Source organism: Microbacterium sp. BWR-S6Y, from assembly GCF_041379845.1.
Classification (GTDB): Bacteria; Actinomycetota; Actinomycetes; order Actinomycetales; family Microbacteriaceae; genus Microbacterium; species Microbacterium hydrothermale.
On the sequence record NZ_JBFECV010000001.1, the window covers coordinates 466,868 to 487,381 of the forward strand.

The 20,514-nt window shown below is 71.3% G+C and carries 20 protein-coding genes and 1 tRNA gene; 6 read left to right on the forward strand and 15 right to left on the reverse strand.

Annotation, left to right across the window (positions count from 1 at the left end):
- Positions 1-4: 4 nt before the first annotated feature.
- The gene (locus AB1K56_RS02170; protein ID WP_319801380.1) at positions 5-466 is read left to right on the forward strand and encodes a MarR family transcriptional regulator; all 462 of its coding nucleotides are present in this window, start codon (positions 5-7) and stop codon (positions 464-466) included.
- A 263-nt stretch (positions 467-729) separates the two neighbouring features.
- Positions 730-1,749, forward strand: coding sequence for an NADP-dependent oxidoreductase (locus tag AB1K56_RS02175; protein ID WP_371204348.1), 1,020 nt, complete (start codon positions 730-732; stop codon positions 1,747-1,749).
- Between the two features lie 39 nt (positions 1,750-1,788).
- Here the strand turns inward: AB1K56_RS02175 and AB1K56_RS02180 are convergent, their stop codons facing one another.
- Positions 1,789-2,676 carry a LysR family transcriptional regulator ArgP gene (locus AB1K56_RS02180; protein ID WP_371204349.1) on the reverse strand — a complete coding sequence of 296 codons (888 nt, stop codon included), beginning with the start codon at positions 2,674-2,676 and terminating at the stop codon, positions 1,789-1,791.
- Between the two features lie 69 nt (positions 2,677-2,745).
- Here AB1K56_RS02180 and AB1K56_RS02185 point away from each other — a divergent pair, with 69 nt between their 5' ends.
- Both AB1K56_RS02185 and AB1K56_RS02190 read left to right on the forward strand, forming a co-directional pair.
- The gene (locus AB1K56_RS02185; protein WP_371204350.1) at positions 2,746-3,396 is read left to right on the forward strand and encodes a LysE/ArgO family amino acid transporter; all 651 of its coding nucleotides are present in this window, start codon (positions 2,746-2,748) and stop codon (positions 3,394-3,396) included.
- Positions 3,397-3,563: 167 nt separating this feature from the next.
- Positions 3,564-3,845 carry an acylphosphatase gene (locus AB1K56_RS02190; protein WP_264631426.1) on the forward strand — a complete coding sequence of 94 codons (282 nt, stop codon included), beginning with the start codon at positions 3,564-3,566 and terminating at the stop codon, positions 3,843-3,845.
- Here AB1K56_RS02190 and AB1K56_RS02195 read toward each other — a convergent pair.
- The 6 genes from AB1K56_RS02195 to rplK form a co-directional block, all read right to left on the reverse strand.
- Positions 3,842-4,882, reverse strand: coding sequence for an NAD(P)H-dependent flavin oxidoreductase (locus tag AB1K56_RS02195; RefSeq protein ID WP_371204351.1), 1,041 nt, complete (start codon positions 4,880-4,882; stop codon positions 3,842-3,844). The two genes, AB1K56_RS02190 and AB1K56_RS02195, sit on opposite strands and share 4 nt — an antisense overlap.
- 106 nt (positions 4,883-4,988) lie before the next feature.
- Entirely contained in the window at positions 4,989-5,774 is a 786-nt protein-coding gene (locus AB1K56_RS02200; RefSeq protein WP_371204352.1) for an amino acid ABC transporter ATP-binding protein, read from the reverse strand.
- Positions 5,761-6,426: an amino acid ABC transporter permease gene (locus AB1K56_RS02205; protein WP_136586813.1), complete on the reverse strand. Its 666-nt coding sequence runs from the start codon at positions 6,424-6,426 to the stop codon at positions 5,761-5,763. Before AB1K56_RS02205 ends, AB1K56_RS02200 begins: the two co-directional genes overlap by 14 nt.
- Before the next feature lie 134 nt (positions 6,427-6,560).
- Entirely contained in the window at positions 6,561-7,367 is an 807-nt protein-coding gene (locus AB1K56_RS02210; protein WP_264631428.1) for an amino acid ABC transporter substrate-binding protein, read from the reverse strand.
- Positions 7,368-7,563: 196 nt separating this feature from the next.
- Positions 7,564-8,256 (reverse strand): 50S ribosomal protein L1, encoded by a 693-nt coding sequence (gene rplA / locus AB1K56_RS02215; RefSeq protein WP_136586815.1) that lies wholly within the window; start codon positions 8,254-8,256, stop codon positions 7,564-7,566.
- An 11-nt stretch (positions 8,257-8,267) separates the two neighbouring features.
- On the reverse strand, positions 8,268-8,699 hold the full coding sequence (rplK, locus tag AB1K56_RS02220; protein WP_058232721.1) for a 50S ribosomal protein L11: 432 nt from the start codon (positions 8,697-8,699) through the stop codon (positions 8,268-8,270).
- A gap of 311 nt (positions 8,700-9,010) precedes the next feature.
- On the opposite strand from rplK, the gene AB1K56_RS02225 reads away from it, so the two are divergent.
- Complete coding sequence (locus AB1K56_RS02225; protein ID WP_371204354.1) at positions 9,011-9,970, forward strand: hypothetical protein; 960 nt, start codon at positions 9,011-9,013, stop codon at positions 9,968-9,970.
- 344 nt (positions 9,971-10,314) lie between these two features.
- Here the strand turns inward: AB1K56_RS02225 and nusG are convergent, their stop codons facing one another.
- The 8 genes from nusG to gabT all read right to left on the reverse strand — a co-directional run bounded on the left by nusG (position 10,315) and on the right by gabT (position 18,861).
- Entirely contained in the window at positions 10,315-11,436 is a 1,122-nt protein-coding gene (gene nusG, locus AB1K56_RS02230; protein WP_371204356.1) for a transcription termination/antitermination protein NusG, read from the reverse strand.
- Positions 11,437-11,496: 60 nt separating this feature from the next.
- Positions 11,497-11,772 carry a preprotein translocase subunit SecE gene (gene secE / locus AB1K56_RS02235; protein ID WP_371204357.1) on the reverse strand — a complete coding sequence of 92 codons (276 nt, stop codon included), beginning with the start codon at positions 11,770-11,772 and terminating at the stop codon, positions 11,497-11,499.
- A gap of 42 nt (positions 11,773-11,814) precedes the next feature.
- Positions 11,815-11,887: transfer RNA gene (locus AB1K56_RS02240), tRNA-Trp, on the reverse strand.
- A 261-nt stretch (positions 11,888-12,148) separates the two neighbouring features.
- The gene (locus AB1K56_RS02245; protein WP_371204359.1) at positions 12,149-13,510 is read right to left on the reverse strand and encodes an NAD-dependent succinate-semialdehyde dehydrogenase; all 1,362 of its coding nucleotides are present in this window, start codon (positions 13,508-13,510) and stop codon (positions 12,149-12,151) included.
- A 25-nt stretch (positions 13,511-13,535) separates the two neighbouring features.
- A complete protein-coding gene (locus AB1K56_RS02250) occupies positions 13,536-15,095 on the reverse strand; it encodes an APC family permease (protein WP_371204360.1) in 1,560 nt (519 codons plus the stop codon).
- Complete coding sequence (locus tag AB1K56_RS02255; RefSeq protein ID WP_371204361.1) at positions 15,092-15,964, reverse strand: universal stress protein; 873 nt, start codon at positions 15,962-15,964, stop codon at positions 15,092-15,094. The genes AB1K56_RS02250 and AB1K56_RS02255 overlap by 4 nt, the downstream gene beginning before the upstream one ends.
- Positions 15,961-17,421: a flavin monoamine oxidase family protein gene (locus tag AB1K56_RS02260; protein ID WP_371204362.1), complete on the reverse strand. Its 1,461-nt coding sequence runs from the start codon at positions 17,419-17,421 to the stop codon at positions 15,961-15,963. Before AB1K56_RS02260 ends, AB1K56_RS02255 begins: the two co-directional genes overlap by 4 nt.
- A gap of 90 nt (positions 17,422-17,511) precedes the next feature.
- Positions 17,512-18,861 carry a 4-aminobutyrate--2-oxoglutarate transaminase gene (gabT, locus tag AB1K56_RS02265; RefSeq protein ID WP_371204363.1) on the reverse strand — a complete coding sequence of 450 codons (1,350 nt, stop codon included), beginning with the start codon at positions 18,859-18,861 and terminating at the stop codon, positions 17,512-17,514.
- A 92-nt stretch (positions 18,862-18,953) separates the two neighbouring features.
- Here gabT and AB1K56_RS02270 point away from each other — a divergent pair, with 92 nt between their 5' ends.
- A complete protein-coding gene (locus tag AB1K56_RS02270) occupies positions 18,954-20,486 on the forward strand; it encodes a PucR family transcriptional regulator (RefSeq protein WP_371204364.1) in 1,533 nt (510 codons plus the stop codon).
- Positions 20,487-20,514 lie beyond the last annotated feature (28 nt).

Consider the following 20,514-nt stretch of genomic DNA (forward strand, 5'->3'; position numbering starts at 1 on the left):
CGTGATGAGCGATGTGGACGATGACCGCCGTGAGGCCGTGCAGGCCCTGGAGTCGTCGTTCTCGGAACTCATGACCGTGTTCCGCCGCTTCGTCTCCGAGGCGGCGGAACGGGTCAGTCCCGGAATGCTCCCGGCCACGTTCAAGGCGCTCTCCGTGGTCAGCCGCTTCGGACCGCTCACCCTGTCGGGCTTGGCCGAGCGCCTCGCCGCCGACAAGGGGTTCCTCAGCCGGTCGATCACCGAGCTCGAAGACCTGGGGCTCGTGACCCGCACGCCCGACCCGAACGACCGCCGCTCCCGGCTCATCGCCGTCACCGAACTCGGGCACAGCCGTCTGGCCGATGCCCGCGCTCCGCACGAGAGCCGCCTGTTCGACGCGATCGCGGACTGGTCGATCGACGACATCCGTCACCTGTCGACGCTGCTCCACGCCCTCGCGGTCGGAGAGGTCCCCGCGCGCGACTGAGCGCCCGGCCGGCCGGGCCCCTCGATCGTGACGGTTCCGCGCGACGCGACCCGCCGCGCGCGGAACCGATCGCCGCGTGCCTGGTCCGACCACGCGCCCCGTTCCGCCGCCGCGAACGCCCGGGCTCCCGCCCCGCCCGGCGGGCACCCGCGGCTTCGCGACACGGTGACCGAGGTGTAACACCGTCGAGACAATGGCGCGCTTGACTGTGGAGACCGCGGCGGAGCCGCCGCGGACACGCCGCACGCGAGAGAGAGCGCCCGATGAGATTCCGATCGACGCGTCCCGAGGCCGCCCTCCAGCCCGCCCCGGCGGTGCCCGAGACGATGGATGCCGTCGTCCTCGACGAACCGGGATCGGCCCAGGCGCTGCGCGTGGATCGCGTGGCGGTCCCGACCCCCGTCCTCAGCGAGGTGCTCGTGCGCGTGGTGGCCGCGGGCGTGAATCCGATCGACGCGAAGACCCGCGCGGGGCGCGGGATGTCGTCGGCGATCGAGGCGTGGCCCGCCGTGCTCGGGCTCGACCTCAGCGGCGTGGTCGTGCGCGCCCCGTTCGACGCCCATCCGTTCCCGGTCGGAACCGAGGTCTACGGCATGGTCGCGGTTCCGCGCACGCCCGGCGCCTACGCCGAGTACGCCGTCGTCCCCACGCTCTCGCTCGCCCGCAAGCCGGTCTCGCTCTCGCACGTCGAGGCCGCCGGCGTGCCGGTCGCCGCCCTCACCGCGTGGGGGCTGGTGGTCGAGACCGCCCTCGCCCACCAGGGGCAGCGCATCCTCATCCACGCCGGCAGCGGCGGCGTCGGGCACTTCGCCGTGCAGTTCGCGGCCTACTTCGGGGCCCACGTGATCGCGACCGGCTCGCCCCGCAACCTCGACTGGCTGCGCGAGCTGGAGGCGGCCGAGGTCGTCGACTACACCACCACGCGTTTCGAAGACGTCGTCGACACCGTCGACGTGGTCATCGACCTGATCGGCAACGTCGCCGACGACACCGGGACCCGGTCGCTCGATGTCCTGCGCCCCGGCGGTCTGCTGATCGAGGTTCCGACCGGCGCCTGGCCGGGATTCCGGGAGGCGGCGGCGGCGCGCGGCATCCGCTCGACCGACTACAAGACGATCCCCGACGGCGGCGCCCTCTCGACGATCGGACGCCTGCTCGATTCCGGCGCCGTCCGCGTCTACATCGAGCGCGTGTTCGGTCTCGACGAGGCGCCCGAGGCGCACGCGGCGATCGAGCGCGGGCACACCCGGGGCAAGGTCGTGCTGCGGGTCAGCGACGACTGATCCGGGCGCCGCGGGCGGGAGCCGGGTCGGGCCGCACCCTCAGGCTCCCGCCAGCCGGCGTCGTCCCTCCGCCACCACCTCGTCGGCGACGAGGTCGAGCAGCGGAGAGGTGAGGTTCCACTGCTGCCAGTACAGCGGCACGTCCACCGCGTCGTCGGCGAGACGCACGAGGGTCCCCGCGGCGAGCCCCTCCGCCGACTGGAACCCGGGGAGCAGTCCCCAGCCCAGCCCGAGCTCGATCGCGGTGGCGAAGTCCTGCGACGCCGGAACCCGATGCCGGGGCGGATCACCCGCCGCCACGCCCCGACGCGAGAGCCACTGCGTCTGCAGGTCGTCGCGCCGGTCGAAGTCGACCAGCGGCGCCCGGGCGAGCGCCGCGGCATCCGCTCCCCCGGCGAACCAGCGGGCGGCGAACGCCGTCGTGGCCACGGGCTCGTAGCGCAGGATGCCGAGGGGTCGCACGCGGCATCCCGCCACCGGTGCCGCGCGCGAGGTGACCGCCGCCATCACCGTGCCCGACTCGAGCAGGCCCGCGGTGAAGTCCTGATCGTCGCGGTGCAGGTCGAACACGACCGCGTGCCGCGCCGCGACCCGCGCGAGCGGGGGGAGGAACCACGTGGCGAGCGAGTCCGCGTTGACGGCGAGCGGAAGGGATGCGGTGGCCCCCTCCTCCGCGCCGATCGCCGTCAGGGCGTCGTGTTCGAGCAGGGCGAGCTGACGCGCGAGCCGCACGATCGCGTCGCCCGCCTCGGTCGTGCGCACGGGCTTGGACCGCACGAGCACGACCCGGCCGACCCGGTCCTCGAGCGCACGGAGCCGCTGGCTGACCGCCGACGGAGTGATGTGCAGGCGGCGGGCCGCGGCATCCAGGGTCCCCTCCTCGACGACCACGGCGAGCGTGCGGGCGAGATCGAGGGGGATGGACATGAAGGAATGCTAATGGTCCTGCAGAATCCTGAGCTGGTCTTGATGCCGGCCGACCCCTAACGTCGAGGCGTGCTCGCCTCTCTCCTCGCCGGTCTCGGTCTCGGCTTCTCCCTCATCGTCGCGATCGGCGCACAGAACCTCTTCGTGCTGCGCCAGGGAATGCGGCGGGAGCACCTCGTGGCCGTGGTCGCCGTGTGCGCGGCCTCCGACGCCGTGCTGATCGTCGTCGGCGTCTCGGGCATCGGCCTCGCGCTGCAGGCGATCCCCTGGCTGCTCGTGGTGGTGCGGTGGGCGGGAGCGGCCTTCCTCACGGCCTACGCCCTGCTCGCCGCGCGCCGTGCCCTGCGCCCGAGCGGCGAGACCCTCCGCGTCGACGCCGCGACCACCACCCCGGTTCCGGATGCCGCCGGCACGGCCGTGCGCACGCGCACGACCCTCGCCGCCACCGTGGCGACGTGCCTCGCCCTCACCTGGCTCAACCCGCACGTGTACCTCGACACCGTGTTCCTGCTCGGATCCGTGGCGGCGACGCACGGGGAGGGGCGCTGGGCGTTCGCGCTCGGCGCGTGCGTCGCGAGCCTCGTGTGGTTCACCGCGCTCGGTTTCGGCGCGCGCTCCCTCGGACGTCGGCTCGACACGCCCCGGGCGTGGCGGATCCTCGACGCGCTGATCGCCGTGGTGATGCTCGTGATCGCGGTGTCGCTGGTGCTTCCACACTGAGGCTGCGGCGCCGTGCCGTGTCGACCCTATCGGCGCGGGAGATGGCACGCGAGGCGGGTCTGGCCGCGCGCTGAGCCTCCCGCGCCGTGCCGCACCGATCGGCACGGGACGCGGCTCCCTCCGGCGCGCGAGTGCGCCGTCCCCTCCTCCCCGACGACAATGGACGCATGCGAACCGTCACCATCACCGTGACCGGCCGGGTGCAGGGCGTCGGCTTCCGTTACGCCCTGCGCGCGGAGGCGCAGCGCCTCGGGACGCGGGGCTGGGTGCGCAATCGCCGAGACGGCGCGGTGGAGGCCTTCGTCGCGGGCGACCCCGACGCCGTCGAGGCCGTCATCGCCTGGGCGCACGACGGGCCCCCGTCCGCCCGGGTGGACGATGTCGACGTGCTCGAAGAGAACGTCGCCGACGGCATCCCCACCGGCTTCGACATCCGCGAGACCGTCTAGACCGGCAGTCCCGCCCGCAGCTCGTCGAGCACCTCGCGGGCGTCGTCGAGACGGCTGAGGCCGGCGGACTGTCCCGCCCACAGCGACACCAGGTCGGCGTCTCCCGCGGCCGTCGCGGCCGCCCGGAAGACTCCCGTGAGCCAGTTCTGCGCCGGGAACGGCGCGATCCTCCCCGCCTCGAGCTCGCGCATCGCCCGGTTCGGGATGCCGCGAGCGAGCCGTCCACTCATCGCACGGGTGAGGCGCGTGTCGGTGTCGGCCGCCCCGGCGATCGCCGCGCGATGCCCGGGCGTGGCCGCCGACTGACGCGTCCGCAGGAACGCCGTGCCGACCTGCACGCCCTCCGCGCCGAGTGCGAACGCCGCCGCGACGCCGCGGCGATCGGCGATGCCGCCGGCCGCGATGACCGGAGCCGACACGGCATCGACCACCTGGGGGACGAGGGCGAACGTGCCCACCAGCGAGTCGGACGGCTCGCACAGGAACGAGACGCGGTGACCGCCCGCCTCCGAGCCCGTCGCCACGATCGCATCGACGCCCGCCTCATCCAGCGCCCGCGCCTCGGCCACGGAGGTGGCGGTGCCGATCACGGCGATCCCCCGCTCACGGGCGCGCGAGAGCAGCGCGGCGTCCGGGACGCCGAAGACCACGCTGAGCACGTCGGGCCGGGCCTCGAGCACGGCGTCGATCTGCGCGTCGACCGGGGGCACGAAGCTCTCCGGCGCGGCGGGCACGGACGCCCCCGCCGCCTCGAACAGCGAACGCGCGGCATCCGCGTACGGTTCCAGGTCGATGTCGTGGGGGGTGATCTCGTCTCCGCGTGGCATCCACAGGTTCACCGCGACGGGTCGCGGCGTCGCCGCGCGCAGGGCGGCGACGGTTTCGGCGATGCGCGCGGGGGCGTAGCCGTAGAGCCCGAAGGAGCCGAGGCCTCCCCCGTCGCTCACCGCCGCCGTCAGCGCGATCGATGACAGGCCGCCGAAGGGACCGAGGACGATCGGCAGCTCGATACCCAGGAGATGCGTCAGGCGGTTCATCGTCCCAGGGTGCCACGGTCGGCCACCGGGTCGCTCTGCGGGTCGCTCTGCGGGTCCCCCGGCAGTTCCGCACGCTTCGCGGAACGAGCCGACGGATGCCGCCGACTCAAGCCGGGTCGGGTCCGTCGAGCGGGCGCAGCAGACGGTCGAGGAAGCGACGCGTGCGCTCTTTCTCGGGACGCGTGAAGAGGGTCGCGGGAGCCCCGCGCTCGACGATGACGCCCTCGTCGAAGAACAGCACCTCGTCGGCGACCTCTCGCGCGAAGCCGAGCTCGTGCGTGACGATGACCATCGTCCAGCCCTCGTTCGCGAGCTCGCGGAGCACCTTCAGCACCTCGCCGACCAGCTCGGGGTCGAGAGCGCTGGTCGGCTCGTCGAAGAGCAGAAGGTCGGGCTCCAGGGCGAGGGCGCGCACGATCCCGACGCGCTGCTGCTGGCCGCCCGACAGCTCCGACGGGAAGGCGTCGCGCTTCTCGGCGAGGCCGACCCGGGCGAGAAGACGCTCGGCCGTGGCGATAGCCTCGGCTCGGGGGACGCCATGCGCCTGCACGGGGCCCTCGATGACGTTCTGGATCACGGTCAGGTGCGGGAAGAGGTTGTGGTGCTGGAAGACCATCGCCGACCTGTCGCGCAGCGCCGCCCGGTCGGTCTTGGCGACCTTGCCCGCGAAGTCGACGCGCGGTCCGTCGGCGAACGCGACGACACCGGCATCCGGTGTCTCGAGACCGTTGAGGCAGCGCAGCACCGTGGTCTTGCCCGATCCGGATGGCCCGATCAGCACCAGGACGTCGCCGCGGCGCACCTCGAGATCGACGCCGTCGAGGACGCGGTTCGTCCCGAAGCTCTTCTGCAGCCCCGTGACCTGCAGCAGGGGGGTCTCAGTGGGCGACATGACGGTCCAACCTCTTCTCGAGGGCGTTCTGCCCGAACGACAGCACGAGGCAGAAGAGCCAGTAGATGAGCGCCGCCTCGAGGTAGACGGCCATGAATTCGTACGAGAACGCCGCGATGTTCTGCGCCTGGCGGAACAGCTCGGAGACGAGGATGAGGGATGCCAGCGAGCTGTCCTTCACGAGCGAGATGAACGTGTTCGACAGCGGCGGCACCGACACCCGGGCGGCCTGCGGGAGGATGATGCGCGTCAGCGTCTTGCGCGGTGAGAGCCCGACGGTGTGGGCGGCCTCCCACTGCCCGCGCGGGACGGACAGGATCGCGGCGCGGATGACCTCGGCGGCGTATCCCCCGACGTTGAGCGAGAAGGCGATCACGGCCGCGGGGAACGGGTCGATCACGACGCCGACGGCGGGCAGCCCGTAGAAGATCACGAACAGCTGCACCAGCAGCGGCGTGCCGCGGATGATCGAGATGTAGAAGCGCGCGAAGCCCGACAGCACGACGTTCGGCGACAAGCGCAGCAGAGCCATGAGCAGCGCGATCACCAGACCGATCGCGAACGAGGCCAACGACAGCGGGATGGTGCCCGTGATCCCGGCCAGCAGCATCGGCCAGAACGAGTCGAGCAACAGCGTCCACAGGTCGTTCATGGGCCTCCTTTCCTTCGCGGACCTCCGCCCGCACGATCGACGCGGAGCGCTCAAGGCTCCCGCTCACGCGCGGATCGTCCGCCCCCACGCTAGAGGTGCGGGGCGGACGATCCGCGGGGCTTTACAGCGACGTCTTACTGGGTGACGTCGGCGCCGAAGTACTTCTCGCTGATCTGGGTCAGGGTGCCGTCGGCTCGGAGCTCCTCGAGCGCCGAGTCCACGGCATCCGCGAGGGCGTCCTGCCCCTTCTTGAACGCGAAGGCGCTCTCGGAGGTGTCCTCGGTCTCGGCGGCGATCTTCAGGCCCGTCGGGCTGTTGGTCTTCTCGTAGTCGAGGTAGGTGAGCTGGTCGTTGATCGTGGCATCCACACGGCCCTGCTTGAGGAGGGCGACCGCCTGGGCCCAGCCCTCAACGGCCTCGACCTGAGCGCCGCTGGAGGTCGCGAGCTCGTACCAGTTGCTCGTGAGCGACTGCGCCGTGGTCTTGCCCGACAGGTCGGCGAAGCTCGAAATGGAGTCGTCGCCCTCGGTCGTCACGACGACGCCGCGCGAGACGGTGTAGGGCGTGCTGAAGGTGTACTTCTCCTGGCGCTCGGGGTTGATCGACACCTGGTTCGCGATGACGTCGAAGCGTCCTGCGTCGAGGCCCGCGAAGATGGCATCCCACTGGGTCTCCTGGAACTTCACCTGCAGACCGAGCTTGTCGGCGACGGCCTTGGCGATCTCGACGTCGAAGCCCGTGAGCTCGCCCGCGCCCTCGTGGTACGAGAAGGGGCGGTAGGTGCCCTCGGTGGCGACGGTGAGGGTGCCGCCCGAGACCAGGCCGTACTCCGAACCGGCGTCGGAGGAGGCGCCCGAGGTGGCTCCGCCGCTGCAGGCGGTCAGCGCGAGGGCACTCAGGCCCAGGGTGGCGGCGAGGACGGTCAGACGACGACGGGGCATAGCTGTTCCAGACATGTGTGATCGGGGGCGGGTCGCGAAGCGCGACCCCCCAGCACAACACGTCGGGGCGCGATCGTCTTCCCGGATGACGCTGTGTTGCACGTCCGTGCAGACGAGGGGCCGTGGGCACCGCATGCGGGAACGCGAAAGCCCCGCCGGCGCAGAGCGCACACGACGGGGCTTCCGGTGACGAACGTCAGACGATGGCGTTGACGTCCAGGGGGATGCCGGGACCGAAGGTGGTCGAGACGGCGCCCTTCTGGATGTAGCGGCCCTTCGAGCTGGACGGCTTGAGGCGGACGATCTCCTCGAGCGCAGCCTTCAGGTTCTCGTCGAGCTGCTCGGCCGAGAACGAGGCCTTGCCGACGACGAAGTGCACGTTGGCGTGCTTGTCGACGCGGAACTCGATCTTTCCGCCCTTGATCTCCTCGACGGCCTTGGCCGGGTTGGGGGTCACGGTGCCGGTCTTGGGGTTCGGCATGAGGCCGCGGGGTCCGAGGACCTTACCGAGGCGACCGACCTGGCCCATGAGCTCGGGGGTGGCGACGGCCGCGTCGAACGCGGTGTATCCGCCGGCGACCTTCTCGATGAGCTCGGTGCCACCGACCTCGTCGGCGCCGGCGGCGAGGGCCGCCTCGGCCGCGGGGCCGTTGGCGAAGACGATGACGCGGGCGGTCTTACCCGTGCCGTGGGGCAGGATGACCGTGCCGCGGACCATCTGGTCGGCCTTGCGGGGGTCGACCGAGAGCTTCAGCGCGACCTCGACGGTCGAGTCGAACTTCTTCGAGCCGGTCTCCTTCGCCAGGGCGACGGCCTCGGCGGGGGTGTAGAACGTGTCGGCCGCGATCTTCTCAGCAGCGGCGCGGAATGCCTTGGACTTGGTAGCCATTGTTATCTCCCTCAGTCCTCGACCGTGATGCCCATGGAACGGGCGGTGCCGGCGATGATCTTCGAGGCGGCCTCGATGTCGTTCGCGTTCAGGTCGGGCTGCTTCGTGGTGGCGATCTCGCGGACCTGCTCCTTGGTCAGCTTGCCGACCTTGGTGGTGTGCGGGGTGGGCGAACCCTTCGCGAGGCCGGCGGCCTTCTTGATGAGCTCTGCAGCCGGGGGCGTCTTCAGGATGAACGTGAAGCTGCGGTCCTCGTAGACGGTGATCTCGACGGGGATGACGTTGCCGCGCTGGGCCTCGGTCGCCGCGTTGTACGCCTTGCAGAACTCCATGATGTTGACGCCGTGCTGACCGAGCGCCGGACCGATCGGCGGCGCGGGGTTGGCCGCACCCGCCTTGATCTGGAGCTTGATCAGGCCGGTCACCTTCTTCTTGGGTGCCATATCCTTTTCCTCTCTCGAGCGGGATCCTCGCGGGTCCCTCTCTCCCGCGACCCGGCGGTTCCGGGCAGCGGTCGTCGCGCGCGCGGGCGCACGCAACCTCCTCATCATACGCGATGCCGGCCGCCCCGGCATCCTGCGCCCTCGCTCCCCGACGCGCCCTCGCCGATAAACGGCGTCCGTGTCGAGGCACTGTGTGCCGCCACGAGTCTCGACACGAACGGCGTTTATCGGCGGAGGCGCCGGGTGCGGTAGGTACCCGGGTTATGCACACCCGGTCACCACGGGCGCTCCGTTTGCGCCACCCTCGGCGAATGGATGCCGATCCCCCCGCGTTCCGCAGCGCACCTCTCCCGTTGTTCGCCGCAGCCGAGACCCCCTCCCCCGGGTCGCATCCGTCGCGCGATCCGCAGCTGCATCGCATCCGGGCGGGGGTGTACACGGATGCGGCCGGGTGGGCCGCGCTGCCGCCGTGGGACAGATATCTCCTGCGCGTGCACGCCTTCCGGCTCGTCAACCCCGACGCGGTGTTCTCCCACGAGTCGGCGGCCACTCTGCTTGGCCTGCCCACCTTCGGTCATCCTCGGCACATCCACCTCTTCGACGAGCGGCGCGCACGCTCACTGGCGTACGCCGACGTGCGCGTGCACACGAGCGCCGACCGTCGCCGCGCCGTCGAGCAAGACGGCATCCGATGCTCCCTTCTGGCCGACGTCGTGGTGGACCTCGCGCGCGTGCTGCCGCCCGCCTTCGCACTGGCGGTCGCGGATGCCGCCCTGCGGGCCGGGACGATCACCTCGAGCGAACTGCTCGACCTCGCCGCGGCCCAGCGCAATCCGCGGGGTCGGAGGAAGCTCGATTGGGTCCTTGCCCGCGGCGATCGGCGGTCGGAGTCCGTGGGCGAGTCAGTGAGCCGGGCCGTGATGGAGTGGTGCGGGTTCCCCGCCGTCGATCTGCAGACCGAGCATCGCGTCGGCGGCCGCGCCTATCGATCCGACTTCTGCTGGCCGGAGCATCGCGTCGTCGGCGAATTCGACGGCTGGGTGAAGTACGACCGTCACGACCCGGATGCCGCCGCCTCGGCCGTCCGGGCCGAGAAGACCCGCGAGGACGCGCTGCGACGGGCGGGGTGGCGCATCGCACGCTGGGACTACGGCGGTGCGCTGAGGGTCGACGGCCTGCGCGAGGCGTTGAGGGCGGCGGGCTTGCCCGTGGTGTCGCGGGTCGACGGGCGCAACCTGCGCGACGTCGGCCTCAACCCGCGCTCAGAGTGACCGCGCTGAACGCCGAGCCGGTCGAGACACGGTGACGCGCCGCGCCGCCGTGGCGCGTCGGCGTGTCAGCGGCGCAGGGCGCAGCGGCGGCGATAAACGCTGTTCATGCCGAGACACGGCGCGGCGCCGCGTGCCTCAGCACCGATGGCGTTTATCGAGCGGTTTCGGGGCCGGCATGCGGCAGGACGCACACTCCGACAAACGCCATTCCTGTCGAAACATGCTGCGGTGCCGCGTGTCTCGACACGGACGGCGTTTATCGGCAAGGGAGCGCCGACGTGAACGGCGAACGCCCCGCCGGACGGAGCCGGGCGGGGCGTTCGCGAAGACGCACAGAGCGCGCGTCAGATCATCTTGGTGACCTGGTCGAACGACAGCTCGACGGGGGTCTCGCGCTCGAAGAGGGAGACGAGCACCGTGAGCTTGCCGCTCTCGGGCTTGATCTCGCTGATCGTGCCGGGCAGACCCGCGAACGAGCCCTCCTTGATGGTGATCGTCTCGCCGGCCTCGAAGTCGACCTCGGCGGGGATGACGCGCTGCGCGGCCGGGGCGCCCTTGGCGGCACCGGACTTGGCGGGAGCGGACTCCTTGACCTCGACCAGGCTCTTCAGCATGTTGAAGGCCTCCTCGAAGCGCAGCGGGGTCGGGTTGTGGGCGTTGCCCACGAAGCCGGTGACACCCGGGGTGTGACGCACGACCGACCAGGTGTCTTCGTTGAGGTCCATGCGCACCAGCACGTAGCCGGGGATGCGCACGCGGTTGACCATCTTGCGCTGGCCGTTCTTGATCTCGACGACGTCCTCCATGGGGACCTCGACCTGGTAGATGTCGTCCTCGACCTCGAGCGTCGACTTGCGCTGCTCGATGTTGGCCTTCACCTTGCGCTCGAAACCGGCGTACGAGTGGATGACGTACCACTTGCCCGGGAGCATGCGCAGCTCGGTGCGGAACGTCTCGTACGGGTCGGCGTCCTCGTCGTCGGTGGAGTCGACGTCGGTCGCCGCGTCGGCCGGGGACTCCTCGGCCTCGACCTCGTCGACCACGGATGCCGCGGCGGAGACCTCGTCGACGAAGTCCTCGTCGAGGACCGGCGCGTCGGGCTCGCCGTTCACGTCGGGGCCGTCGTAGGGGGTGACCTCGTCAGCGGCCTCGGCGGCCTCTTCGGCCTGCTCCTCGGCGAGGGAGTCGTTCAGGACCTCGGCGGCGGCCTCGGCCTCGCTGGTCTCGTCGATCTCGAGAGCGTCGTTCACGATCGCGTCCGCCTCCGGGTCGGTGATGTCGATGTCGCCGAGGTCGGCGTCATCGGTGTCGGTCTCGTCGTCGACGATGTGGACGGCGGTGTGCTCGGCCGAGTCGGAGGCACGCTCCTGGGACGCGAGCACGTTGCCCTCCTGGGCTTCGTCGTCTTCGCTCGACTGTTCGGCGGCCGTCGCCCAATCGGCGTCGTCGACATATCTTTCAGACACTGTGATCTCTTCCGTTCAGTGGCGGCCGCTCTCGGCGCCGCGCGTCCGCCCAGACACCGGTCAGGCGCCGGCGGTACCGGGGACGCCGAAGACGGCGGTGGTGATCCACACGAACAACACGTCGAGGCCGTAGACGATCGCCATCATGACGACGACGAACCCGAGGACGACGGCGGTGAACTTGACCAGTTCCTGCCGCGTCGGCGTGACGACCTTGCGAAGTTCGCCGAAGACCTGACGAATGAAGAGAGCGATCCGCGCGAAGAAGTTGAGCTTCTTCTCGCGGGGCGCGCCGCGGTCTGCGACGACCTCGCCCTTCGCCTCGTCTTGCGTCATCGAACCACCCAGGTCTCTGTCTGTGCCAGCGTGCGCTGTGCGCAGGGCGGACAGGAATCGAACCTGCAACCTGCGGTTTTGGAGACCGCTGCTCTGCCAATTGAGCTACCGCCCTAAGATCCCGAAGGATCCAGGATGCGAAACCGACGCACTTCCGCACGGAATCTCTCGGGGAGGGATACCGCGTACCCGAGGGCACGGCGAAAGATTGCAGATTTCGACTGCGCTCCCCAGTCTATGCCATGTCCTCCGACCTGGCGAACCGGGGCCGCCTCCGGAGGGTCCCGCCGGTGCCGATCGGGCGCCGGGTCACGGTGCCCCGGACGCGGAGATCCCCCGGTCCCGTGCGCCGGGACCGGGGGATCTCGCCCGTGGATCAGGCCGTGCGGATGAGCTTCTTGTTCACGAACTCGTCGGCCGCCAGCAGACCCATCTCGCGCGAGGTGCCGCTGCGCTTGACGCCGCCGAACGGCAGCTCGGGCGAGTCGGCGAGCACGACGTTGACGTAGACCATGCCGGCCTCGATCTTGTCGGCGATGCGCTGCGCCTGCTCGGCATCCGTCGTGAAGATGTACGAGCCCAGGCCGTACCCGGTGTCGTTGGCCAGGGCGACGGCCTCGTCCTCGCTCGAGACGCGGTAGACGACGCCGACCGGGCCGAAGAACTCCTCGCCGTACGCGTCCATGTCGGCGGTGACGCCGGTGAGGACCGTGCCGGGGTAGAAGGCGCCGTCGCGCTTCCCACCCACCTCGACAGTGGCGCCCTGCGAGACGGCGCGCTGCACCTGCTCGTCGAGGCGCTCGGCCGCCGTGAGCGACGACAGCGGGCCCAGCACCGTGTCGTCGGCGAACGGGTCGCCCACCTTCGCCTCGCCGAGCGCGGCCGTGAACTTCGACAGGAACCCGTCGTAGAGGTCGTCGGCGACGATGAAGCGCTTCGCGGCGTTGCACGACTGGCCGTTGTTGTCGAGGCGGGCGTCGACGGCCGCCTGCACGGCGGCATCCAGGTCATCCGTGGACAGCAGGATGAACGGGTCGGACCCGCCCAGCTCGAGCGCGACCTTCTTGAGGTTGCGCCCGGCGATCTCGGCGACGGCCGCCCCGGCGCGCTCCGACCCGGTCACCGACACGCCCTGCACGCGGCGGTCGGCGATGATGGTCGCCGCCTGGTCGTTGGTGGCTCGGATGTTGACGTAGGCGCCGTCGGGGAGCCCGGCGTCGCGGTAGATCGCCTGCAGCGCCTCGGCGGACTCGGGGCACTGCGGAGCGTGCTTGAGCAGGATGGTGTTGCCGACCGCGAGGTTCGGGGCCGCGAAACGCGCGACCTGGTAGTACGGGAAGTTCCACGGCATGATGCCCAGCAGCACGCCCAGCGGCGAGCGGCGGATGACCGCGGTTCCCTCGCCCAGGATGTCGAGCGGGGTGTCGCCGGTGATCTTGTCGATGTTGTCGGCGTAGTACTCGGTGATGTCGGCGGCAAAATCGACCTCGCCCTCGGCGGCGGCCAGCGGCTTGCCCATCTCGCGCACGATGATCGCGGCGAGCTCGTCGCGCCGCTCGCGGTGCAGCTCGGCGACGCGGCGGATGGCGGCGGCGCGCTCGGCGGGAGACGTGCGCGACCAGACGCCGTAGCCGTCGTGGGCGGAGGCGATCGCGCTCTCCACCCCGTCGTCGGTCAGGATGTCGTACTCGGCGAGGGTCTCGCCGGTGGCGGGATTGACGACGGCGTAGTCGCTCATCGGACTGCTCCTTTTCGTTTCGTTGTCAGGTCGTGCGGCGGCGGCGGGCGCTGGCGGGCGCCTCCCGTCCCAGGGTCTCACCACGGAAGAAGGCGGGGCTCGCGATGCGCTGGGCGATCATCAGGACCGCCCCCACGACGATGATGACGACCGTGATGACGAACACCAGGCCGACTCCCCCGATCTGCGAACCCGATCCGTAGTCGGGGTTCGCGCTGTCGATGAGGGTCGTCACGAAGAGCACGGCGAGGATGCCGCCGCCCACGAGCGGTGCGAGGAGGGTGAGGAAGACGTTGCGCACCGAGTCGAACCACTGCTTGCGGAAGTACCAGACGCACGCGAACGCGGTCAGGCCGTAGTAGAAGCAGATCATCGCCCCGAGGGCGGTGATGGTGTCGGTGAGCACGTTCTCGCTCAGCACGCGCATGATCGCGTAGAACGCCGAGGCAACGATCGCCGAGACGATCGTGGCGTACCCGGGGGTGAAGAACCGCGGGCTGACCTTGGCGAACTTCCGCGGCAGCGCGTCGTAGTGCGCCATCGCGAGCAGTGTGCGGGCCGGGCCGACGAAGGTCGCCTGCAGCGACGAGGCGGAGCTGGTCAGCACCGCGAGCGAGACGAGGAACGCGAGCGGTCCCAGGATCGGTCCGGACAGGTGGAAGAAGACGTTCTCCTGGATGTCCTCGTTGCCCAGGCCCAGCTCGCCCGTGCCGTTGCCGGCGAACATCAGCAGCGCGACGGCGATCAGCAGGTAGAGCGCGACGATGAGGAACACCGTCACGGTGGCCGCGCGACCGGGGGTCCGGTCGGGGTCCTTCGTCTCCTCGTTCATGGTGAGGATGACGTCCCAGCCCCAGAAGATGAAGATCGACAGCGACAGACCGGCCGCGAAGGCGCTGAAGGAGTCGACCTCGAACGGGTTGAACCACGACGCCTGCACGGGGCTGGGGTCGAAGGCGTTGCCGTTCATCATCTCGACGACGGCCGCCCCCGCGAAGACCAGCAGCACGAGGATCTGGAACCCCACCAGCCCGTACTGCAGCCGCTGGGTCGTCTGCAGGTCGCGGTACGACACGATCGTGGCCAGCAGCATGAAGAGCAGGCACACGGCGATGTTGATCGGCACGACCCGCGTGAGCTCCGCGATCTCGGCGTTCCCGCTGATCTGCGCGATGAGCAGGAAGAGGAAGTCCACCGCGATCCCGGCCAGGTTCGACAGCACGATCACGGTCGCCGCCACCAGACCCCAGCCCGCCATCCAGCCGACCCAGGGGCCGAAGGCGCGAGCGGCCCAGGTGAACGAGGTCCCGGCATCCGGCATGCGGGAATTGAGCTCGCGATAACCGAGGGCGACCAGGAGCATCGGGATGAAGCCGACGAGGATGATCGCCGGCACCTGGAAGCCGACGGCCGAGACCGTCGGACCGAGGGCACCGGTCAGCGTGTAGGCCGGGGCGATCGTCGAGATGCCGATCACGACGGCGCCGATCAGGCCGATCGAGCCGACGCGCAGTCCCTTGTTGGAGATGCCGGTGGTGACGGCGCTGTCGGGTGCGGGGCTCGCGTCGTTGCGAGATGAGGTCATGAGGAAGCCTCCGAGGTGCGGGGCACCACGATCATGGGGACGGGCAGGGCGCGCAGGATGCGCCCCGCGGTGGAGCCGAGGAACAGCCGACGCGGCTGCGCGAGGCGGCTGGAGCCGACGAGGGCGATCTCGCCCGGGAGCCAGTCGAGGCGAGAGACGGCGTCTTCGATGTCGCTGCCGGTGCCGACCACGGCCTCGGCGGCGATCTCGGCGGGAAGCGACGAGCGCACCGTGTCGAGGACCTCCTGCGCGTGCGCCTGTCCGGTGAGACGGGTGAGTCCCGCGTCGACGCGGCCGGGCAGGTCGACTCCCGCGAGCGAGAGCAGACGAACGGGAGCGTGCGATCGGCGCGCGACCGACACGGCCGTGTCGAGGAGCACGTCGGCCCCCGGGCGGGTGCCGATCGCGGTCGTGATGCGCGGCAGTCCCACCGCGGCGTCGACGTTGCGGGCCCCCTCCGGGGCGAGCGCGACGGGAACGGGGGCGGAGTGCACGAGCTCCTCGGCGGTGGTGCCCAGGCGGTGGCGCCCGCGCGGCCCTCCCCCGCCGGTGCCGATGACGAGCACTCCCGCGCCGAACTCCTCGGCGGCGGCGACGAGACCGTCGGACACATCGGCGGCATAGCGGACGTGCCCCCGGATGCCGGGGAACGGCGCCAGGGCATCGCGCAGCCAGCCGCGGGCGGTGTCCTCGACCAGGCGGTCGTACGAGGCGTCGCTGGGGATCGAGACGTTGCCCTGCGCCGACGGCAGGACGACGACGACGTGGACCGAGGTCTCGAGGGCCGCGCCCAGGCGGGCGCCCAACGCGAGGGCGTCCGCGCCCGCGTCGGTCGCCGTGTAGCCGACGACGACGCGGTCGCCGCTCATCCGCGCGTCCGCTCGAGGATCTCGTCGGCGGCGCGGTGACCCTGGCGGATCGCCCCGTCGACGTGCTGGTAGCCGGCGCCGGCCATGTCGCTGCAGGCGAGGTGGATCGGTCCGACGGGCTGCCGCTGGTCGGCGCCGTAGCGGTGCAGGCCGCCCAGGTCGAAGCTGGCCGCGTACGCGCCGCGGGTCCACTCCTCGGTGCCCCAGTCGCTCTCGTAGTACACCGAGGGGTTCTTCGCCTCGGGGCCGTAGTAGTGCGAGAGCGACTCGAGGATGCGCTCCTTGCGCTCCTCGGCGCTCAGGCGGAACAGGTCGTCGGCGTTCTGGTCGGAGACGAAGCCGACCAGGGTTCCGCGCTCGTCGCCGTGGTTGGTGTTGTCGTAGGCCTCGTGGCACAGCTCGTAGGGGCTGAACGCGGTGCCCGACAGGCCCTGCTCGCGCCAGAACGGCGTCTCGTAGACCGCGTGCACCTTGATGACGAAGCCCATCGAGATGTGCTGGTGCATCTGGTGCTGCAGGCGCGGCATCGGCGGGTCGAACGAGATGCGCGAGTAGAGCACGGGGGCGAGGGCGAGGATCGCGAAGCGGGCGCGCACCGTGACGTCGTCGGTGATCACGGTGACCCCGGTGGACGACTGCTTCGCCGCCTCGACGCGGGAGGTCAGCACGCGCAGGTCTTCGACGCGGGGGCCCGTCGCCGAGTCGGTCGCGCGCGCGGGCGTCGCGGACTGCTCGCCCCACACGATGCGCCGCACCGGCTGGTTGAGCAGCACGTCGTCGCCCAGGCGCTCGGCGAGGAGCTCGGGAACCTGCTGGAGGCCGCCGGTCACGCGCTTGTCGAGGATGAAGTCGGCGTCGACGAGGTGGGAGTAGGAGCCCGCGGATGCCGCCATGAGCAGCGACTGCAGGAGCGAGAAGGTGTGCGTGGGCTTGGTGAGCATGGCCGAACCGGTGGCGAAGGCCAGGTTGCGCACGGCCTCGTCGTCGTCGGTCTGCTGGCGGAGCCACGCATCCCACGAGATCTTGTCCCACTCCGCGGCGTGCGGATGCTCCCACGGCTTGTCGGGGTCGATCTCGGCCACCATCGCGTCCAGACGCGCGGTGATCTCGTCGATGGCCTTCTCGGTCTCGGGCGCGACGGGGAACATCTCGCCCGTGAACCGCTTGGTCTCGCCGTCAGGGCCGACGTAGACGCTGTCGCCCTCGCGGTAGCGGCTGTAGGTCGACAGGCCGAGGTCGGCCACGGTGTCGATCAGCGCGGTCTGGTCGGGAGAGACCCACTGACCGCCGAGCTCGAGCATCGCGCCGTCGACGACGTCGGTCCACAGGCGTCCGCCCACGCGGTCTCGGGCTTCGAGCACGACGACCGAGAGGCCGGCCTTGCGCAGGTCGTTGGCGGCGGTCAGACCGGCGGCGCCGGCCCCGATCACGACCACGTCACGGGTGATGTCGTCCATGGGAGCTTCCTTCGTTGTGTCGTTCACGTCTTCGTGTGTGGCCCCGACGGCGGCGGGCTCTCGGGTCGACCGCCGCCGCCGGGACGGGGGTCAGCTGCGGGCGAGGGCGGCCGCGACGACGTCGAGGCCCTCGTTCAGCAGGTCGTCGCCGATCGACAGCGGCGGGAGGAACCGGATGACGTTGCCGTAGGTGCCGCAGGTGAGCACGATGACGCCCTCGGCGATGGCGGCCTTGGCCACCGCGCCGGTGAGCGCGGCGTCGGGGGCGCCGGTGGTGGGGTCGACGAACTCGACGGCGATCATCGCGCCGTGTCCGCGCACGTCGCCGATGCGCGGGTCGTTCTGCTGCAGGGCGTGCAGGCGGTCCTTCAGCAGCACGCCGATCTCGCGCGCGCGCTCGACGAAGCCCTCGTTCTCGAAGGCGTCGATGGATGCCAGAGCCGCGGCGCACGCGATCGGGTTGCCGCCGTAGGTGCCGCCCAGACCGCCGGTGTGGGTGGCATCCATGATCTCGGCGCGGCCGGTCACGGCCGCCAGCGGGAGGCCGCCGGCGATGCCCTTGGCGGTGGTGACGAGGTCGGGGACGATGCCGAAGTGCTCGCTCGCGAACATCGCGCCGGTGCGGGCGAAGCCCGACTGCACCTCGTCGGCGATGAAGACGACGCCGTTGTCGCGGCACCAGTCGACGATCGCGTTGAGGAAGCCGTCGGCGGGGACGATGAAGCCGCCCTCGCCCTGGATCGGCTCGATGATGACCGCGGCGAGGTTCTCCGCCCCGACCTGCTTCTCGATCACCGAGATCGCCTTGGCGGCGGCCTCGGGTCCAGTGAGCCCGTCGCGGAAGGGGTACGACAGCGGGGCGCGGTAGACCTCGGCGGCGAAGGGGCCGAAGCCGCTCTTGTACGGCATGTTCTTCGCCGTGAGCGCCATGGTCAGGTTGGTGCGGCCGTGGTAACCGTGGTCGAAGGCGACGACGGCCTGGCGCTTGGTGTACTTGCGGGCGATCTTGACGGCGTTCTCGACGGCCTCGGCGCCCGAGTTGAACAGCGCGCTCTTCTTGGCGTGGTCGCCGGGGGTGAGGCGGTTGAGCGCCTCGGCGACCGACACGTACGAGTCGTAGGGCGAGACCATGAAGCACGTGTGGGTGAAGGCCGCGACCTGCTCCTGCACGGCCTTCACGACCGCGGGGTGGGCGTTGCCGACACTGGTGACGGCGATGCCGGAGCCGAGGTCGATGAGGGAGTTGCCGTCGGCGTCGACGACGACTCCGCCTCCGGCGGCGACGGCCTGGATCGGCACGGTGTGACCGACGCCGGATGCCACGGCGGCGGCCTTGCGCTCGAGCAGTTCCTGCGAACGCGGGCCGGGGATGGCGGTGACGATGCGGCGCTCCTGGGCGAGGGACGGACCGCCGACGAGGGGAAGGGTGTCGAGGCTCATGGCCGCGATGCTACGGACGCCGCGCCGCGCCCCGCACTCTCCTGCGTGTACAGTCGCAGGCGCCGTCGTATACGAGTCGTACAGGAGCTGTCATGGCCGACACCGTCCCCGCGCCGCCCAGCCTGCGCGCGCTCCTCTCCCGCCGTGACCTGCACCTGCGTCTCGTCGCCGACGACGACCTCGCCCCCGGCATCCTGGATCGCCCCGTGCGATGGGTGCACTCGAGCGACCTCGTCGATCCCACGCCCTTCCTCAGCGAGGGCCTCGTGCTGCTGACCACGGGCACCCAGTTCGCCGACGCCGACGCCGCCGACTACGAGGCGTACGTCGGCCGCCTGCTCGCGCGGGGCGTCCAGGGCCTCGGTTTCGGCACGGAGGTCGTGCGCGACGGCATCCCCTCTCCCCTGGTCTCGGCGTGCCGACGGGCCGGGATGCCGCTGTTCGAGGTGCCCTACCGCACGCCGTTCATAGCCGTCGCGCGCGCGGGGGCCGAGGCCATCGCCGCCGACGCCTACGCGCGTCGCAGCTGGTCGCTCGCGGCGCAGCGCGCCGTCTCGCTCGCCGCGCTGCGTCCCGACGGGCTGTCGGCCACCCTGGCCGAGCTCGCGCGGCAGCTCGACTGCTGGGTCGGGCTCTACGACGCGGCGGGGGCGTTGCGCAGCGCCTTCCCCGCCGATGCCCTGCCCCCCGAGGCCGCCGACGCCGTCGCGGCCGAGGTCACGACGATGCTGCGCCGGGGGACGCGCGCCGCCGGGGCCATCCGCAGCGGCGGCTCCGCCGTGAGCGTGCAGACCCTCGGCCGAGGCGGGCACCTGCGCGGCGCGCTCGCGATCGCCGCCGACGACCTCGACCACGAGGCGCGCAGCGTCGTCACCGCGGTCGTCGCGATGGCCGCCCTCGCCCTCGAGCAGCAGGACGGGCTCGGACGCGCGATCGGCACGTTCCGCGCCGGACTGGTGCACGCGCTCGCGAGCGACGACCCGACGCTCGCCCGACGTGCGGCGCGCGACCTGTTCGGGCCTCTTCCGGCCGCGCCGATCGTCGTGGGGCTGACCGCCGCGACCGCGACCCGCTCGACGGCGCTCACGGAGTGGCTCGAGACGCGGGCGCAGGAGGGCCGCGGCGAACTGTTCTTCGGTCGGAGCGACGACGGTGTCGCCCTGGTCGTCCCCGCCGCCGGCCGCGCGGTGCTCGACGAGATCGCGGAACGCTTCGAACTCGTCGTCGGCTGCTCCGCCCCGACCGGCTACGACGCGTTCTCGCGCGCTCTGACGCAGGCGCGCACCGCCCGCGACCGCACGGACCAGGCGGGTCTCGCCGACTTCGCCGACACCGCGCGGGCGGGACTGCTCACCGCCCTCGGGACGGAGGCCGCGCGGACCGTGGCCGCTGGAACCCTGGCCCCGCTGCGGAGCCACGACGACACCGACGGCTCCGCCCTGGTCGCCACCCTCGACGCCTGGCTCGCCCACGACTGCTCGCACGAGGCCACGGCCCAGGCGCTCGGCATCCATCGGCACACGGTGCGGGCGCGCATCGCCCTCGCGCAGCGCGTGCTGGGGCGCGACCTGTCGTCGTTCGCCGCGCGCGCGGAGCTGTGGACGGCGCTGCGCCTGTCGGAGTAGGTCGGGCGGTTCTTCGTCGGGGCGGGCG

Excerpts from the sequence above, each read along its gene's own strand:
- gabT (WP_371204363.1), bottom strand. The coding sequence starts at position 18,861 with ATGAGCCTCGACACCCTTCCCCTCGTCGGCGGTCCGTCCCTCGCCCAG.
- AB1K56_RS02250 (WP_371204360.1), bottom strand. The coding sequence starts at position 15,095 with ATGACCTCATCTCGCAACGACGCGAGCCCCGCACCCGACAGCGCCGTC.
- AB1K56_RS02200 (WP_371204352.1), bottom strand. The coding sequence starts at position 5,774 with ATGTCGCCCACTGAGACCCCCCTGCTGCAGGTCACGGGGCTGCAGAAG.
- AB1K56_RS02225 (WP_371204354.1), top strand. The coding sequence starts at position 9,011 with ATGGATGCCGATCCCCCCGCGTTCCGCAGCGCACCTCTCCCGTTGTTC.
- AB1K56_RS02205 (WP_136586813.1), bottom strand. The coding sequence starts at position 6,426 with ATGAACGACCTGTGGACGCTGTTGCTCGACTCGTTCTGGCCGATGCTG.
- AB1K56_RS02245 (WP_371204359.1), bottom strand. The coding sequence starts at position 13,510 with ATGAGCGACTACGCCGTCGTCAATCCCGCCACCGGCGAGACCCTCGCC.
- AB1K56_RS02210 (WP_264631428.1), bottom strand. The coding sequence starts at position 7,367 with ATGCCCCGTCGTCGTCTGACCGTCCTCGCCGCCACCCTGGGCCTGAGT.
- AB1K56_RS02270 (WP_371204364.1), top strand. The coding sequence starts at position 18,954 with ATGGCCGACACCGTCCCCGCGCCGCCCAGCCTGCGCGCGCTCCTCTCC.
- AB1K56_RS02175 (WP_371204348.1), top strand. The coding sequence starts at position 730 with ATGAGATTCCGATCGACGCGTCCCGAGGCCGCCCTCCAGCCCGCCCCG.
- AB1K56_RS02180 (WP_371204349.1), bottom strand. The coding sequence starts at position 2,676 with ATGTCCATCCCCCTCGATCTCGCCCGCACGCTCGCCGTGGTCGTCGAG.
- AB1K56_RS02255 (WP_371204361.1), bottom strand. The coding sequence starts at position 15,964 with ATGAGCGGCGACCGCGTCGTCGTCGGCTACACGGCGACCGACGCGGGC.
- secE (WP_371204357.1), bottom strand. The coding sequence starts at position 11,772 with ATGACGCAAGACGAGGCGAAGGGCGAGGTCGTCGCAGACCGCGGCGCG.
- rplA (WP_136586815.1), bottom strand. The coding sequence starts at position 8,256 with ATGGCTACCAAGTCCAAGGCATTCCGCGCCGCTGCTGAGAAGATCGCG.
- AB1K56_RS02195 (WP_371204351.1), bottom strand. The coding sequence starts at position 4,882 with ATGAACCGCCTGACGCATCTCCTGGGTATCGAGCTGCCGATCGTCCTC.
- AB1K56_RS02170 (WP_319801380.1), top strand. The coding sequence starts at position 5 with ATGAGCGATGTGGACGATGACCGCCGTGAGGCCGTGCAGGCCCTGGAG.
- AB1K56_RS02260 (WP_371204362.1), bottom strand. The coding sequence starts at position 17,421 with ATGGACGACATCACCCGTGACGTGGTCGTGATCGGGGCCGGCGCCGCC.
- AB1K56_RS02190 (WP_264631426.1), top strand. The coding sequence starts at position 3,564 with ATGCGAACCGTCACCATCACCGTGACCGGCCGGGTGCAGGGCGTCGGC.
- rplK (WP_058232721.1), bottom strand. The coding sequence starts at position 8,699 with ATGGCACCCAAGAAGAAGGTGACCGGCCTGATCAAGCTCCAGATCAAG.